This window comes from Neobacillus sp. CF12, assembly GCF_030348765.1.
Taxonomy (GTDB): Bacteria; Bacillota; Bacilli; order Bacillales; family Cytobacillaceae; genus Neobacillus.
The window spans coordinates 5,180,488-5,196,741 of record NZ_JAUCEU010000007.1; the positions used below are offsets into that span (position 1 = coordinate 5,180,488).

Here is a 16,254-nt window from a genome sequence, read left to right on the forward strand (position 1 = left end):
GGTAATTTTTCTCTGAATAGCCGGAAAAACTCCGCTTATTTATTCAGAAAAGAACCCCATTCAGCAAATAAGCGGGAATTCTCCGCTTATTTCCTTTTGACGGTTACTCGATTACTGATTCCTAATAAAGAAACTCACCAACTATGGTGAGTTTCTTTGTATATTAAATTTCTTTTCCTTTAATAAAGGTCCAAAGGTCGTGAAAAACTTTTGCACGGTAGAGTGTGCTTACGATTACTAGGGTAACTGGACCGACAATTAATCCAAGGAAGCCGATTAATTTGAATCCGACAAATAAGGCAATTAAGGTGGCTAATGGATCGAGCCCGATATTGGACGAAAGTATTTTTGGCTCCATAATTTGTCTCTGAACGATAACAAGTAAATAGAGTACTCCTAAACCCACTGCCAGTCCAATATCCCCTGTTATCACCTCATAAATGATCCATGGTACAAAAATAGCTCCGGTACCAAGATACGGAATAATGTCAACGATGCCCGTTATTAAAGCAATCGTAATGGCATAATCAACTCGGAGGACAAGCAGCCCAATTAAAATAATCACGGTTGTTATCGAAATAAGGGTCAATTGAGCCTTAAGAAAACCGAATAAAGCCTTTTGTAAATCAAGATATACAGATTTACCGCTAGATTTAGCTTTCTCTGGTAAAATGCTGCTTCCAATGCGTGAGAATCTGTGCCAATCCTTACTAATAAAGAAAGTTGCTAATAAGGAAAAAATTAGTACGGTTGCGGCGTTGGGAAACCATGACAGGATTACTGGAATATTGCCGAATAGATTTTGAATGAAATCTCCAACAGTGGATCCGATGGTTGCACCTACATTTTCAATATTAGAGATAATCGTATTTTGCTGCCCATCTTCTAATTGGTTAAACATGCTAGTTAGTTGATTATAAAGAGGAATAATTTGCGCAGTAATATACTCTTCGATGTAGCTTATTAACGTATCTAAGTGCTCAGGAACTACTCTAGCCAGGTAGTTTGCACCGGAAACAATTTCGGCCACTAACAGTGTAACTAAGCCTGCAGCGAAGGCGAAAATGATGATTAAAGCCGAAAAAACAGCTAATCCCCGGGGCATACGAAGTTTTTTTTCAAAAATGTTAACAATTGGATTGATAAAAAATGCAATAACAATCGCAATTAGAAATGGATAGGTCACTTTTGACAAATAATAAAATGATAGTAGTCCGAGAACCACAATGCCAATCACCAAGAAAAACCTAAACGTCCGATACAAGTACTTTTTATCCAATAACATACCTCCTTAAAAAGTCAATTAGGTAGCTTTAGTTTAACATTTTTTGTACAAAACTGCATGATTTTCCATATTAGGTCCAAAAGAAAAGGTGGATGAGATACATGTTAAATGAGTCAACATTGTTCCTATTACTTCTATTAATCATTGGTTTTATCGTAAAAAATAACTCTTTGTTGATTGCCATTATCGTTTTACTAGTATTAAAATTGAGCGGACTTGATTCAAAAACGTTCACCTTTATCCAGGGTAAAGGAATTAATTGGGGAGTTACCGTCATTACGATTGCAGTTTTAGCTCCAATCGCCTCAGGTGATATTGGCTTTAAGGATTTATCGAGTGCGTTTAAGTCACCTCTTGCATGGGTAGCTCTTATTTCTGGTATGATTGTAGCCTTATTAGCAAAGGGCGGAGTATCATTATTAGAACATGACCCTCATATAACAACTGCACTTGTTTTGGGAACCATTCTATCTGTATCCATATTCAAAGGCGTTGCGGTAGGCCCGCTAATCGGAGCGGGAATAGCATATACAGCAATGAAAATGATCGATTTTTTTCGATAGCTATTTTGTAAAATAATATTTTTTTGAACTTTTCACCCCCTTTTCATTCACAAAAATCTGATAATTGTTTATAATAGGACTTGAAAGCGTATCCTTTTTTACATAAGTTATATAAATATGCTAGATTACTTGTAAAGGGACTTTTTTATTGAGGAAAAGTTAATGGGCTTGTTGGATTTATCCCGAGCAAGCGCTCAATCTAGATATTTGTTTGAAAAAGAGGCGCTACAGAATTTCATGATAAAGTTTGAAATGAAGATTTTCTTTCAAAAGGCTGTGCATCATTATCGGGTTCAGCTGATAAAAATACTTCTTTTAACAAATGGGTAATGGGTAAAGGGGAAAATAGAACGAGAAGGAGAGATTTTCTATGACAGTAACACGTGGTCTTGAAGGGGTAGTGGCAACAACTTCTTCCATCAGTTCAATCATTGATGATACGTTAACGTATGTTGGGTATGGCATCGACGATTTAGCTGAAAATGCAAGCTTTGAAGAAGTAATTTATTTATTGTGGCACCGTCGATTACCAACTGAACCAGAATTAGCAGAACTAAAAAAACAGCTTGCTGAAAATGCAGCACTTCCACAAGAAGTAATTGAGCACTTTAAGATGTATCCAATTGAAAAGGTTCATCCAATGGCTGCTCTTCGTTCTGCAGTTTCTTTATTGGGCCTCTATGATGAAGAAGCAGACTTAATGGATTCAGAGTCAAACTATCAAAAGGCGATACGACTTCAAGCTAAAATGCCTGCAATCGTAACGACTTTTGCACGCGTTAGAAAAGGTCTTGAACCCATTGCGCCTAGAACGGATTTAAACTTTGCAGCAAACTTCCTTTACATGCTGTCTGGTCAAGAGCCTGATGAAATCGCTGTAAACGCTTTAGACAAAGCACTTGTTTTACATGCAGATCATGAACTTAATGCGTCTACATTTACAGCAAGAGTTTGTGTAGCGACTTTATCGGATGTGTATTCAGGCATTACAGCTGCGATTGGAGCTCTAAAAGGTCCACTTCACGGTGGTGCAAATGAAGCGGTAATGAAAATGCTTAAAGAAATTGGTACAATTGAAAATGTTGAGCCATATGTTCGTGGAAAACTTGAGAAGAAGGAAAAAATCATGGGCTTTGGACATCGCGTTTATCGCTCAGGAGATCCTCGTGCTAAGCATTTACGAGCAATGTCCAAGAAAATGACTGAGTTAACAGGTGAGCCTCATTGGTATGAAATGTCTGAAAAGATTGAGAGCATCGTTACTGGTGAAAAGAAATTGCCGCCGAACGTAGATTTCTACTCAGCGTCGATGTACCATAGCTTAGGAATTGACCATGATTTATTTACACCAATCTTTGCAGTAAGCAGGGTTTCAGGATGGCTTGCTCACATTTTAGAACAATATGATAATAATCGTCTAATTCGCCCACGTGCTGAATATACAGGTCCTGGGATGCAGACATATGTTCCAATTAACCAAAGAGGTTAATTAATATTTTACTTTTTTATAAAAAATTGTTCTAATAGGATTGTATGAAAAGGTTAATGAATTCGATTCTTTAACCTTGGATTCAATCTTAAGCAGGACAAAGGTCAAAATTAACTACGATGATACATAATCAGGAGGGAGAACAACTATGCAAGGCGAAAAAATTACGGTAACAAACGGAGTATTAAATGTACCAAACAATCCAATCATCCCATTTATCGAGGGTGACGGTATCGGACCAGATATCTGGGCAGCATCTGAAAGAGTATTAAATGCAGCTGTTGAAAAAGCTTACAAAGGCGAGCGTAAATTAGTATGGAAAGAAGTTCTTGCGGGAGAAAAGGCGTTTAACCAAACAGGTGAATGGCTTCCAAAAGAAACTCTTGATGTGATCAACGAATATTTGATTGCAATCAAAGGTCCACTTACTACTCCTGTTGGCGGCGGAATTCGTTCATTGAACGTAGCACTGCGTCAAGAATTAGATTTGTTTGTATGCTTACGACCTGTAAGATGGTTTGAGGGCGTTCCTTCACCAGTTAAGCGTCCACAGGACACTGATATGGTAATCTTCCGTGAAAATACTGAAGATATTTATGCTGGAATTGAATATGAAAAAGGTTCAGAAGCGGTTAAGAAAGTAATCGACTTCCTTCAAAACGAAATGGGTGTTAACAAAATTAGATTCCCAGAAACGTCTGGTATCGGAATTAAGCCAGTTTCTGAAGAAGGAACAACACGTTTAGTACGTGCAGCTATTAATTATGCTATTAAAGAAGGCCGTAAATCTGTTACCCTTGTACACAAAGGGAATATCATGAAATTCACAGAAGGCGCGTTCAAAAACTGGGGTTATGAACTTGCTGAGAAAGAATTCGGTGATAAAGTATTTACATGGGCTCAATATGACCGTATTAAAGCAGAACAAGGTACAGACGCTGCAAACAAAGCACAAAGCGATGCTGAAGCAGCGGGCAAGATTATCGTGAAAGACGCGATTGCTGATATCTTCTTACAGCAAATCCTTACACGTCCACGTGAATTTGATGTAGTTGCAACAATGAACTTAAATGGTGACTTCATTTCTGACGCTCTTGCAGCACAGGTAGGCGGAATCGGAATCGCTCCTGGAGCAAACATCAACTATGAAACTGGACATGCGATTTTCGAAGCAACACATGGTACTGCACCTAAATATGCAGGTCTTGATAAGGTAAACCCTTCATCTGTTATTTTATCAGGTGTGTTATTACTGGAGCACTTAGGCTGGAATGAAGCAGCTAAAATGGTTATTAAATCAGTAGAAAATACGATTGCTTCTAAAGTAGTAACCTATGACTTTGCTCGTCTAATGGATGGAGCAACAGAAGTTAAAACATCTGAATTTGCAGATGAATTAATTAAGAATATGGAGTAATTTAGAAGGCAAAAGCACCTAGAAGATGAAGCTTGAAAAGGTAATCAGGGCTGTTTTCGAACAGCCCTTTCGAATATCGACAATAATACTTTCAAAGGGGAGAGTTTTAAAATGTCATTAAAACGTAAAAAGGTTTCCGTAATTGGCGGAGGTTTCACAGGTGCTACAACTGCATTCTTACTAGCTCAAAAAGAATTAGGGGATGTCGTACTAGTTGATATCCCACAAATGGATAACCCGACAAAAGGAAAAGCATTAGATATGCTTGAAGCAAGCCCAGTACAAGGATTTGATGCCAATATCACTGGTACTTCAAATTACGAAGATACACGTGATTCTGATATCGTTGTGATTACAGCTGGTATTGCTCGTAAACCTGGAATGAGCCGTGATGATTTAGTTCAAACAAACCAAAAGGTAATGAAGAGTGTTACACAGGAAATCGTAAAGCATTCTCCAAACTGTACAATTCTTGTTTTAACAAACCCAGTTGATGCAATGACTTATACTGTTTTTAAAGAATCTGGATTCCCTAAAAATCGTGTAATTGGACAATCTGGTGTATTAGATACAGCACGTTTCCGTACATTCGTAGCACAAGAATTAAATCTTTCGGTTAAAGATATTACTGGCTTTGTTTTAGGTGGTCACGGTGATGATATGGTTCCTCTTGTCCGTTATTCCTATGCTGGTGGTATTCCGTTAGAAACTTTAATCCCTAAAGACCGTTTAGAAGCAATTGTCGAGCGTACTAGAAAAGGCGGCGGAGAGATCGTGAACCTTCTAGGAAACGGCAGTGCTTATTATGCTCCTGCAGCATCTCTTGTTGAAATGTGCGAAGCAATCTTAAAAGACCAGCGTCGCGTACTTCCTTCCATCGCATACCTTGAGGGTGAATTTGGTTACGAAGGTATCTATCTAGGAGTACCAACAATCCTTGGTGCAAACGGAATAGAAAAAGTTATCGAACTTGAACTAACTGCAGAAGAAAAGACAGCCCTAGATAAATCAGTTGAATCTGTTCAAGCTGTAATGAAAGTATTAGTGTAAGAGATTAAAATTCGGGGAAAAACTTCCCCGAATTTTTTCGACTAATAATGAAATCGCTTACAATTGAAAGGAGCGTAAAAGAATGCTTTTAGGTAAGAAAAGAAAACTTGGTAGAGAAATAAAAGAGATGTCTGTGGGAGAAAAGTTAGCCTTAACTGAAAAAATCGAAGATAAGGATATTCTTCTGTATCTAGGTCTTACCGATGATGCAAACCCGCTATATATTCAGCATGATTACGCATCACAAACTCCCTTCAAAAAACCGATTGTTCCTAGTATTATGCTAACTGGAATGATCACCTCGGCTATTTCAAAATATTTACCTGGTCCAGGAAGTCATATTTTAAGCCAGGATATTCAATTTCCTAAGCCTGTGTATCACTATGCCACGGTCCATCTATTATTAGAAGTTATCGAAGTCAATCATGATGACCATACAGTTAAGATTACAGTTGTCGGCACAAACGAAAAAGAGGAAGTTGTGATTTCTGGGCAACTGAAGGTTTGTCCACCTCATCGCTTAGGTGGAATGGATGGCAATGTATTAGATAATTTTTAAAATTAGTAAGGAATGTACCCACATTCCTTTTTTTGTTGCCGGGTTTGGAAGTGGGTATTCTAAATGGTTCTATATTATAATGGAGTAAGGTATGGCAAAATAGATAAAATTCTCGGAGGTTACTATGAAAAATAAGGTACTTGTTGTAGACGATGAACAATCAATTGTAACGTTGCTTCATTATAATTTGGAACAAGCAGGTTTCGACGTAATCACGGCAATGGATGGATTAAAGGGTAAACAACTAGCGGAAACAATGGCACCTGATATCATTGTTTTGGACCTGATGCTACCGAAAATGGATGGAATTGAAGTGTGTAAACAGCTGCGTCAACAAAAAATTATGACTCCCATCCTAATGTTAACGGCGAAAGATGATGAATTTGATAAAATATTGGGTCTGGAACTAGGTGCAGATGATTATATGATTAAGCCTTTTAGCCCAAGAGAAGTTGTTGCCCGAGTGAAAGCAATCCTAAGAAGAATTCAGATACAAACAATTAATAATGAAGCGGAACAAAATGATGGGGGAACGATTGTGCTAGGGAAACTTCAAATTTTCCCAGAGAAATTTGAAGCTTATTTTAATAATCAACTATTGGAATTAACCTTAAAGGAATACGAATTGCTGCATTATTTAGCTCAAAATAAAAATCGCGTTTTAACTCGCGACCAATTGTTAAGTGCTGTTTGGAATTATGAATTTGCTGGCGATACTCGTATTGTAGATGTTCACATTTCACACCTGCGTGAGAAAATTGAAGTGGATACGAAGAAACCAGTTTATATTAAAACTGTCCGAGGACTGGGTTATAAACTCGAGGAGCCGAAGAATGAATGAACAATTTCCGTACAAAGCTTCTTATTGCACTAATTAGTTTAATCATAATCGGATTAATTGGATTGGAAATTTTACTTGGTCAGCTTTTTAAAAGCTATTACCTTGATACATATAATGAACGCTTAGATAAAGAGAGCAATCTTTTAAGCTTGTACATTGAAAATAACGGTGGAGTGAACTCAATCGATCAACAAGAGGTATTAGAAATCAGCAGTATGCTAAATGTAAGACTTGCGCTTACGGATACGAAAGGTCAGATTCTTTTTGATAGTGGGGAAAACACTTCAAATATAAATGGGATTAGAGAAAATATTAATGAGGTCTTAAAGGAAAAACCAAAAAATGAGACGAAACTTGTTGAGCGTGAGAAATACGACTTACACTATTCATGGAAACCGCTAATAAAGGCAAATGAAAAAGAAGGGTATTTGTTCATTTTTACGAAAACAAGTGAACTTAAAAAAGCATATAGCCAAATTTGGTGGATCCTATCAATTAGCTTATTAATCGTGTTTATTGTTTTTATCTATCTTGGATATAGAATAACAGTAAGGTATACAAAACCCTTAGATTCTGCCACTACTGTCGCCATTGAATTAGCGAAAGGTAATTACCGGGCTAGAATAGAAGGCAATGAATTAAAGGAGACCAGTATGTTGAGTATGTCTATCAATATATTGGCCCAAAATCTGCAAGAAATGAGTAAAGCCCAAGAAATACAGCAAGACCGCATAAGTGCACTAATTGAAAATATGGGTGCAGGACTACTTTTAATTGACAGCCGCGGGTTCATTAATCTAATCAATAAGGGCTACGCCGACATCTTTCATGTGAACCCTGCTGACAACTTAAATAAACTATATTACGAAGTAATAGAACAAGAGGAAATCTGCAATATCATTGCAGATGTTTTTAGAACAGAACAAAAAGTCAGGAAACATCTACTGTTTCCATTGGGAATCGAGAGAAGATACTTTGATGTTTATGGGATACCGATTATTGGGATAAATAATGTGTGGAAAGGTGTTTTGCTCGTTTTTCATGACATTACGGAGATTAAAAAACTTGAACAAATGAGAAAAGACTTTGTTGCCAATGTATCGCATGAATTAAAAACGCCAGTTACCTCCATTAAAGGTTTTTCTGAAACGTTGTTAGATGGTGCCATGAACAATCAAGATACGCTAGAAGCATTTTTATCAATTATTAATAAAGAAAGTGACCGTATGCAGTCACTTATTCAAGATTTGCTTGATTTTTCTAAAATTGAGCAGCAAGAATTTAAGTTGAACATTCAGGACTTTGACTTGTATGTATTAATAAACGAAGTAATAACTATGCTTAATAAAAAAGCCAAATCCAAAGATATCCGTCTAGACCTTGAGTTTCAGAGGGAAGAATTATATATACAAGGAGATCATGATCGCTTAAAACAAGTATTTATTAATTTGATAAGTAATGCGATTTTGTATACCCCGCCAAATGGACATGTCATCGTTTCACTGTTTGATTACGAGAGAAAAGTAAAAATTCATGTAAAAGACTCGGGAGTAGGAATTAAACAAGAAGAAATTCCACGAATCTTTGAACGATTTTATCGTATTGATCGTGCAAGAAGCCGGGATTCTGGCGGGACAGGTCTTGGATTAGCTATCGTAAAACATTTAGTTGAAGCACACCATGGAAACATCTCCGTGAGAAGTACCCTTGGTGAGGGCAGTGAGTTTATTATCGAACTACATAAATATATGAATTAACACAGAAATGGGGTAAATGGATGGAAAAGAAGAAATTAGTATTAATAGATGGAAATAGTATCGCGTACCGTGCGTTCTTTGCACTGCCCCTGTTAAATAACGATAAAGGCATACATACAAACGCTGTATACGGCTTTACAATGATGCTAAATAAGATAATAGAAGATGAAAAGCCCTCCCATATACTAGTGGCATTTGATGCAGGGAAGACAACATTCCGCCATAAGACATTTGTTGAATATAAGGGCGGAAGGCAAAAAACACCTCCTGAATTATCCGAGCAATTCCCTTATATTCGAGAGCTTCTTGACGCATTTGGAATAAAAAGGTATGAACTTGAAAATTATGAGGCAGATGACATTATTGGCACTCTCTCATTATCTGCGGAAAATGAAGGTTATGAAATCAAAGTGATTTCAGGAGATAAAGATTTAACTCAACTTTCCTCTGAACATACAACAGTGGGAATTACGCGTAAAGGGATTACTGATATCGAGGAATACACACCTGCACATGTGATGGAGAAGTATGGATTAACACCGGAGCAAATTATCGATATGAAGGGGTTAATGGGTGATCCTTCAGATAATATACCTGGTGTACCAGGTGTTGGAGAAAAAACAGCGATTAAGCTGCTGAAGGAATTTTCAACCTTAGAGAAATTACTAGAATCCATTGACCAAGTGACAGGAAATAAGTTAAAAGAAAAGCTTGAAGAGTTTAAGGACCAAGCAATGATGAGCAAGGAGCTTGCCACGATTGAAAGGCAGGCGCCAGTAGAAATATCTGTAGAAAATGCCGCTTACGAGGGATTTAAAAGAGAAAAAGTTGTAGCAATATATAAGGATCTCGGCTTCCATTCTTTATTGGAAAAATTAGCTGGAGATACAGCAAGTATTGAACAGGTTGAACTCGAAGATATAGATTTTGTAACGCCCGATGTGATAACAGATGATTTATTTGCGGATGATAATTATTTTTATGTTGAGATGCTCGAAGATAATTATCATTATGCTGATATCATTGGTTTTTCACTGGTGAATGAAAATGGATATTATTATTTACCAACAGATTTAGCCATTCAGTCTGATAGTTTTAAAAAATGGGCTGAAGATGAATCAAAAAAGAAAACCGTCTACGATGCAAAGCGTTCAGAGGTTTCGTTAAGAAGGCATGATATCCATTTAAAAGGTGTTAATTTTGATACGTTAATGGCTTCCTATATCATTAATCCATCTGAAAGTGTTGATGACCTTTCGACTATCGGCAAAAAGTATGGAATGACAATTCAATCTGATGAGTCATTCTACGGAAAAGGGGCTAAGCGGAAAATACCAGAGGCAGGGCTGGTAGCGGAGCACTTAGTTCGAAAAAGTCTTGCCATGTTTGATTTAAAACAAAAGTTAGAAGATGAATTAAAAACAAATGAACAATATGAATTGTTTACTGAACTGGAAATGCCATTATCACTTATTCTGGCTGATATGGAATCGTGCGGAATTAAAGTCGATAAGGAACGTTTGCAAAGAATGGGCAGTGAACTTCATGACAGACTTATCGATATCGAAGGAATTATCTATGAATTAGCCGGTGAGAAGTTCAATATTAATTCCACCAAACAATTAGGTGTGATTTTATTTGAGAAACTAAATCTTCCAACCTTTAAGAAAACGAAAACGGGATATTCCACATCAGCTGATGTTTTGGAAAAGCTGGCAAATGATCATGAAATCATTGAGTATATCCTTCATTACAGACAGTTAGGTAAGCTTCAATCTACTTATATTGAAGGTTTACTAAAAGTGATTCATCCTAAAACAGGTAAAATTCATACGCGATACCAACAGACATTAACTGCGACAGGCAGATTAAGTTCGATTGACCCAAATCTACAGAACATACCGATTCGATTAGAAGAGGGGCGGAAAATTCGCCAAGCCTTTGTACCATCAGAGCCAGGTTGGATTATTTTTGCAGCCGATTATTCGCAAATCGAGCTTAGGGTTCTAGCGGACATTGCCGGCGATGAAAAACTGATTCAAGCATTTAAGGATGACCTCGATATTCACACGAAAACCGCAATGGATGTTTTCCACGTGAAAGCCGAAGAGGTAACATCCAATATGAGACGCCAGGCAAAGGCGGTTAACTTCGGGATTGTTTATGGTATTAGTGATTATGGACTTTCTCAGAGTCTGGGTATTACACGTAAGGATGCCGGTTTATTTATTGACCGCTATCTGGAAAGCTATCCTGGTGTAAAGGAATATATGGATGATATCATTCATTCAGCTAAACAAAAAGGCTATGTAACTACCCTTTTGCAAAGAAGAAGGTATATTCCTGAAATTACGCATCGTAATTTTAATATCAGAAGCTTCGCTGAAAGAACGGCAATGAACACTCCGATTCAGGGGAGTGCGGCTGATATTATTAAAAAGGCAATGATTGATATGGCTGAAGCCTTGAAGGATTATGGGTTAAAAACAAGACTCCTTCTCCAAGTGCACGATGAACTTATCTTTGAAGCACCAGAAGAAGAGATTGAAACATTGAAGAAATTAGTTCCTGATGTAATGGAAAATGCCCTCGAATTAAAGGTGCCATTAAAAGTAGACTATTCTTATGGCCCGACGTGGTTTGACGCAAAATAAGGGGGATATATATGCCGGAACTTCCAGAAGTAGAAACTGTAAGAAAGACGTTAAAACAGCTTGTTTCACATAAACAAATTGAGAATATAACCGTACATTGGCCGAAAATCATCAAAAATCCAGTTGAGGTTGAGCAATTCATTGATGCTCTTAAAGGAGAAATCATTGAGGATGTTGGTCGAAGGGGAAAGTTCCTAATTATCTACACACAAACCTTCGCTTTAGTTTCCCATTTAAGGATGGAAGGCAAATATGGGCTTTATCCAAAGGAAGAACCTTATGATAAACATACGCATGTTATCTTTCATTTTACCGATGGAAGTGAATTGCGTTATCGGGATGTCCGTAAATTTGGAACAATGCACTTATATAAAAAAGGGGAGGAATTTCTAAAACCTCCGCTTATTGACCTTGGACCCGAACCGTTTTCAAAAGAGTTTACCAAGGAATATTTGTCTATGAAGCTGAAAAAGACCAACAGGAAGGTGAAACCAGCACTCCTGGATCAAAAAGTCTTTGTTGGACTTGGAAACATCTATGTGGATGAAGCCTTATTCCGTTCTGGCATTCATCCAGAACGAATTGCAAATTCTCTGAGTGAAAAAGAATTAACATTGCTGCATCGGGAGATTGTTAAGACCTTAGAGGAAGCGGTCAAAAAAGGTGGAAGTACCATTCGCTCCTACGTAAACTCGCAAGGGGAAATTGGGATGTTCCAACTTGAATTATATGCTTATGGTCGTAAAGGGGAAGAGTGTAAAAAGTGTGGAACCCCATTAGAAAAAACGACAGTAGGGGGACGTGGGACTCATTATTGTCCTGTCTGCCAAAAACTATAGGCCGTAGAAGTGTACTGACAATTTAATAACAAAGGATAGGCTCCTCCCATATACTATCGTAGTGATTGACGGAAGGAGCCCTAGACATCATGTTTCAATTGTTCTCACTTCTCCTGCTGGCTTTTGCTCTCAGTCTTGATAGCTTTAGCGTAGGGTTTACGTATGGACTAAGAAAAATGGTACTGCCACTTAAATCAGTACTCATCATTGCAACCTGTTCAGCAATTTCCTTAATGATTGCAGTGTCAATTGGTCATGGCCTGGCAAAAATCTTTTCTCCGAATATTACAGCAAGCCTTGGGGGATTCATCCTAATCGCTCTTGGCGCCTGGGTATTGTATCAATTTTTTAGGCCGGAAAAAGAAAAGGATGCAGAACTACTCGAACATGAAAAGCTAATTATTAATTTTGAAATCCGCTCGTTAGGAATAGCCATTAATATTTTAAAAAAACCAATGACAGCGGACTTTGACCGTTCGGGTACGATTACTGGAATCGAGGCATTCATGCTGGGTTTTGCCTTATCTATAGATGCGTTTGGTGCAGGAATCGGGGCAGCCATGCTTGGCTTTTCACCCTTATATTTAGCTCTTAGCGTTGCTGTAAAGAGTTCTTTATTTCTCCTATTGGGAATAAAGAGTGGTGTATTTTTTCATAAATTTAACTTAGTCCAAAAGTTTACCTTTTTACCGGGGGTCTTGTTAATTATCATCGGTATAATGAAATTATGATCTGTGGAAAGGAAAAGAGTATGTCACTAGTAATCGGACTAACAGGCGGAATAGCCAGTGGAAAAAGTACAGTTTCAAATATGCTGAAAGAAATGGCCATCACTGTCATTGATGCAGACGTAGAAGCCCGCCTTGCTGTTGAAAAAGGAGAACCAGCCTATCAAAAAATCATTGATGAATTCGGTGACGATATTTTACTGCCTAGCGGAGAAATTGATAGGGTAAAACTGGGTTCGATCATTTTTCATAACGCTGAAAAAAGACAACTCTTAAATGGCATTGTTCATCCTGAAGTTAGAAAAAGGATGAATAATCAAGTTGAGGCAGCCAGGGCTCGCGGGGAACAGGTCATCGTCCTCGATATTCCCTTGCTGTTTGAAAGCAAACTAACACATATGGTGGAAAAAACAATCCTTGTATATGTAGATAGAGATATCCAGTTAAAAAGACTGATGGAACGTAATGCCCTATCACTTGAGGATGCAGAGGCAAGAATTAAATCACAAATGCCCCTTTCAGATAAAGTACCATTAGCCGACGCCGTCATCAATAATAATGGTGCCATTGAGGATACAAAAAAACAGGTAATTGAGGTTTTGAATGCGTGGGGAATAGCATTGACTTAAATTAGAAGGGGGAACCCTTCTCAGATTGTCGAGAAAGGGTATCTTTCTCGGCAATTTTTTATTTAAACAAAGACTAACCTACGATTTTTTTGAAAAATTCCTGCCTGCTCAATGGCCTGTTGATTTCCGCTCCAGGTGCTTCGCTTTCCGCGGGCGTGCCGGGAAGCCTCCTCGGCGCTGAAGCGCCTGCGGGGTCTCCCCCTGCCCCGTACTCCCGCAGGAGTCTTCGCACCTTCCGCTCCAATCAACAGGGGTGCATTAACTTAGAATTGCCACACACTTTTTCCAGCCTAAACAAGTGTGTGGCAATCTTTTTTATATTTTGGCATGCTGCGGTGAGTAACACTTGCTCACTCGCATTATGCAATCCCCGTAACTTTAAATAGCGAAGCCCATCCAGTTCTTTTGAATCTGCGAAGCTTCGCTCTACTTTTTCCTTTAGAGGCTTTTTTCCATGGTTTTCCCAATCTTCCTCAATTGCTTTGTTTAGATCTCCTACGTATTCGGTGTTTCAATTTCCACTTCGACTCTAGTGAATTTATTTTTATTTGCGTTCGCTTTAAGGTGCGTGGAATCAGTAAACAAAACTCTTCCTCCAACCATCTTGTTGTAGCACTAGGAAGACAATATCATCAAAAATTTCCTGAAATATATTCGTATCTTTAAAACGGGTACGCCGGTTCCAGCTTATAGTTGAATGATGGGGTACCAGATCGTTTAGCTTTAGTCCTAGGAACAATCGATAAGCTTAATCCACCGTACTATTAATATTAATAGTATTATATCAAATTAACGCGGTGAACTGTTAAAGTTATTGAAAATAAAGTCTCCTTTTCTGTAAGATTGGTGCCATTATCAAGATAGCAAGGAGTGGATTGGAGCGAAAGGTGCTTGACTCCTGCGGGATGTAGAGGAAAAGTCGAGACCCCACAGACGCGCAGCGTCGAGGAGGCTCGACTTCCTCCCCGCGGAAAGCAAGCACCTGTAGCGGAAAGGAACGGTCCATTTGTATACAAAAAACAACATTCTATAAGAAAAGAGCCAAAATAAAAGACTGTCGAGAGTTTCTCGACAGCCTGAGAAGGGGGAACCCTTGTTTGGATTTTGAGTAGGGGTTAAGTAATAATCGATGATTATGCCTATATTTCGTTACAAATGACCTATGTTGTAAAACATTTTAAAAAATCCGCACTTTATATATCACTTATTTAATTAAATGTGTTATACTAATTACATCAAATTAAGTTAACAAGTATAACATATTACGGAAGGGGCCGTGAAATGAAGGCGAGAATTGCAATTAATGGTTTTGGGAGAATTGGAAGGATGGTTTTTAGAAAAGCGATCCTTGAAAATAAGCTGGATATTATTGCTATCAATGCAAGCTATCCATCGGAAACGCTGGCTCATTTAATCAAATATGATACGGTTCATGGTGCATTTCAAGGGGATATTATTGCATTAGACGATGAGCTAATTGTGAACGGTAAACGAGTTAAATTACTTAATAATCGCAATCCAGAGCAACTTCCATGGAAAGAGTTAAATATCGATGTAGTAATTGAAGCAACCGGAAAATTTAACTCACGTGATAAAGCTAGTTTGCACTTAGATGCAGGCGCGAAAAAGGTAATTATAACTGCACCGGGCAAAAATGAGGATATTACGATTGTGATGGGAGTTAACGAAGAAAAACTCGATATTACGCAACATGATGTTATTTCTAATGCTTCTTGTACAACTAACTGTCTTGCACCTGTAGCAAAAGTGCTAGATGAAAAGTTTGGTATCGAAAATGGTCTGATGACCACGATTCACTCCTATACAAATGATCAGCGCAACATCGATAACCCACATAAAGATTTGCGTAGAGCTAGAGCATGTGGACAATCTATCATTCCAACTTCTACAGGTGCTGCTAAAGCGTTGTCACTTGTATTACCTCAGTTAAAGGGTAAACTGCATGGGATGTCACTTCGTGTACCTACACCAAATGTTTCGCTAGTGGATTTAGTTGTTGATTTGAAACAAGATGTTACGATTGATGATATTAATCAAGCATTTGTTGAAGCTAAAAATGGTTCGTTGCAGGGAATCCTAGATTTTACGATGGAACCACTTGTATCAGTAGATTTTAATACAAATCCGTACTCTGCAATCATTGACGGACTATCAACCATGGTAATGGGTGACAGGAAAGTAAAAGTGCTGGCATGGTATGATAACGAATGGGGTTATTCTTCCCGTGTCGTCGATCTTACTTTATATGTTGCACACCTAATGGCGAATTCAAATCAAGTGAAAGTTGGATAAGACAAAAAATGCTGTCAATTGACAGCATTTTTTTTGTGGCTTTTTACTAACGATTGCATAAAATAAGTTGAACTTCGTTTTTTTTTTCTGAAGAGAAAAGCCCTTTAAACATTGTTACGAAAAGATTGTA

At 37.9% G+C, this 16,254-nt stretch carries 13 protein-coding genes and 1 pseudogene; 12 read left to right on the forward strand and 2 right to left on the reverse strand.

The window, feature by feature from the left end:
* Positions 1–163 precede the first annotated feature (163 nt).
* Positions 164–1,279 (reverse strand): sporulation integral membrane protein YtvI, encoded by a 1,116-nt coding sequence (ytvI, locus tag QUG14_RS24700; RefSeq protein ID WP_289343112.1) that lies wholly within the window; start codon positions 1,277–1,279, stop codon positions 164–166.
* A gap of 107 nt (positions 1,280–1,386) precedes the next feature.
* On the opposite strand from ytvI, the gene QUG14_RS24705 reads away from it, so the two are divergent.
* The 11 genes from QUG14_RS24705 (at position 1,387) to coaE (ending at position 13,811) form a co-directional block, all read left to right on the forward strand.
* Positions 1,387–1,848, forward strand: a complete 462-nt coding sequence (locus tag QUG14_RS24705) for a DUF441 domain-containing protein (RefSeq protein WP_289343113.1) — start codon at positions 1,387–1,389, stop codon at positions 1,846–1,848.
* 370 nt (positions 1,849–2,218) lie between these two features.
* Complete coding sequence (gene citZ, locus QUG14_RS24710) at positions 2,219–3,337, forward strand: citrate synthase (RefSeq protein ID WP_289343114.1); 1,119 nt, start codon at positions 2,219–2,221, stop codon at positions 3,335–3,337.
* Positions 3,338–3,485: 148 nt separating this feature from the next.
* A complete protein-coding gene (gene icd / locus QUG14_RS24715; protein WP_289343115.1) occupies positions 3,486–4,754 on the forward strand; it encodes an NADP-dependent isocitrate dehydrogenase in 1,269 nt (422 codons plus the stop codon).
* Positions 4,755–4,865: 111 nt separating this feature from the next.
* The gene (gene mdh / locus QUG14_RS24720; RefSeq protein ID WP_289343116.1) at positions 4,866–5,804 is read left to right on the forward strand and encodes a malate dehydrogenase; all 939 of its coding nucleotides are present in this window, start codon (positions 4,866–4,868) and stop codon (positions 5,802–5,804) included.
* A gap of 82 nt (positions 5,805–5,886) precedes the next feature.
* On the forward strand, positions 5,887–6,363 hold the full coding sequence (locus tag QUG14_RS24725) for a MaoC/PaaZ C-terminal domain-containing protein (protein ID WP_289343117.1): 477 nt from the start codon (positions 5,887–5,889) through the stop codon (positions 6,361–6,363).
* A 124-nt stretch (positions 6,364–6,487) separates the two neighbouring features.
* Entirely contained in the window at positions 6,488–7,204 is a 717-nt protein-coding gene (locus QUG14_RS24730; protein ID WP_289343118.1) for a response regulator transcription factor, read from the forward strand.
* The gene (gene pnpS, locus QUG14_RS24735) at positions 7,201–8,961 is read left to right on the forward strand and encodes a two-component system histidine kinase PnpS (protein WP_289343119.1); all 1,761 of its coding nucleotides are present in this window, start codon (positions 7,201–7,203) and stop codon (positions 8,959–8,961) included. The genes QUG14_RS24730 and pnpS overlap by 4 nt, the downstream gene beginning before the upstream one ends.
* 20 nt (positions 8,962–8,981) lie before the next feature.
* A complete protein-coding gene (gene polA, locus QUG14_RS24740; protein ID WP_289343120.1) occupies positions 8,982–11,615 on the forward strand; it encodes a DNA polymerase I in 2,634 nt (877 codons plus the stop codon).
* 11 nt (positions 11,616–11,626) lie between these two features.
* On the forward strand, positions 11,627–12,454 hold the full coding sequence (mutM, locus tag QUG14_RS24745) for a DNA-formamidopyrimidine glycosylase (RefSeq protein WP_289343121.1): 828 nt from the start codon (positions 11,627–11,629) through the stop codon (positions 12,452–12,454).
* 89 nt (positions 12,455–12,543) lie between these two features.
* The gene (gene ytaF / locus QUG14_RS24750) at positions 12,544–13,185 is read left to right on the forward strand and encodes a sporulation membrane protein YtaF (RefSeq protein ID WP_289343122.1); all 642 of its coding nucleotides are present in this window, start codon (positions 12,544–12,546) and stop codon (positions 13,183–13,185) included.
* 20 nt (positions 13,186–13,205) lie between these two features.
* Complete coding sequence (coaE, locus tag QUG14_RS24755) at positions 13,206–13,811, forward strand: dephospho-CoA kinase (RefSeq protein WP_289343123.1); 606 nt, start codon at positions 13,206–13,208, stop codon at positions 13,809–13,811.
* A 244-nt stretch (positions 13,812–14,055) separates the two neighbouring features.
* Here the strand turns inward: coaE and QUG14_RS24760 are convergent.
* Positions 14,056–14,559, reverse strand: a pseudogene (locus QUG14_RS24760) (transposase); the annotation flags it as partial.
* A gap of 533 nt (positions 14,560–15,092) precedes the next feature.
* Here QUG14_RS24760 and QUG14_RS24765 point away from each other — a divergent pair.
* The gene (locus tag QUG14_RS24765) at positions 15,093–16,124 is read left to right on the forward strand and encodes a glyceraldehyde-3-phosphate dehydrogenase (RefSeq protein WP_289343124.1); all 1,032 of its coding nucleotides are present in this window, start codon (positions 15,093–15,095) and stop codon (positions 16,122–16,124) included.
* The last annotated feature ends 130 nt before the right edge of the window (positions 16,125–16,254 follow it).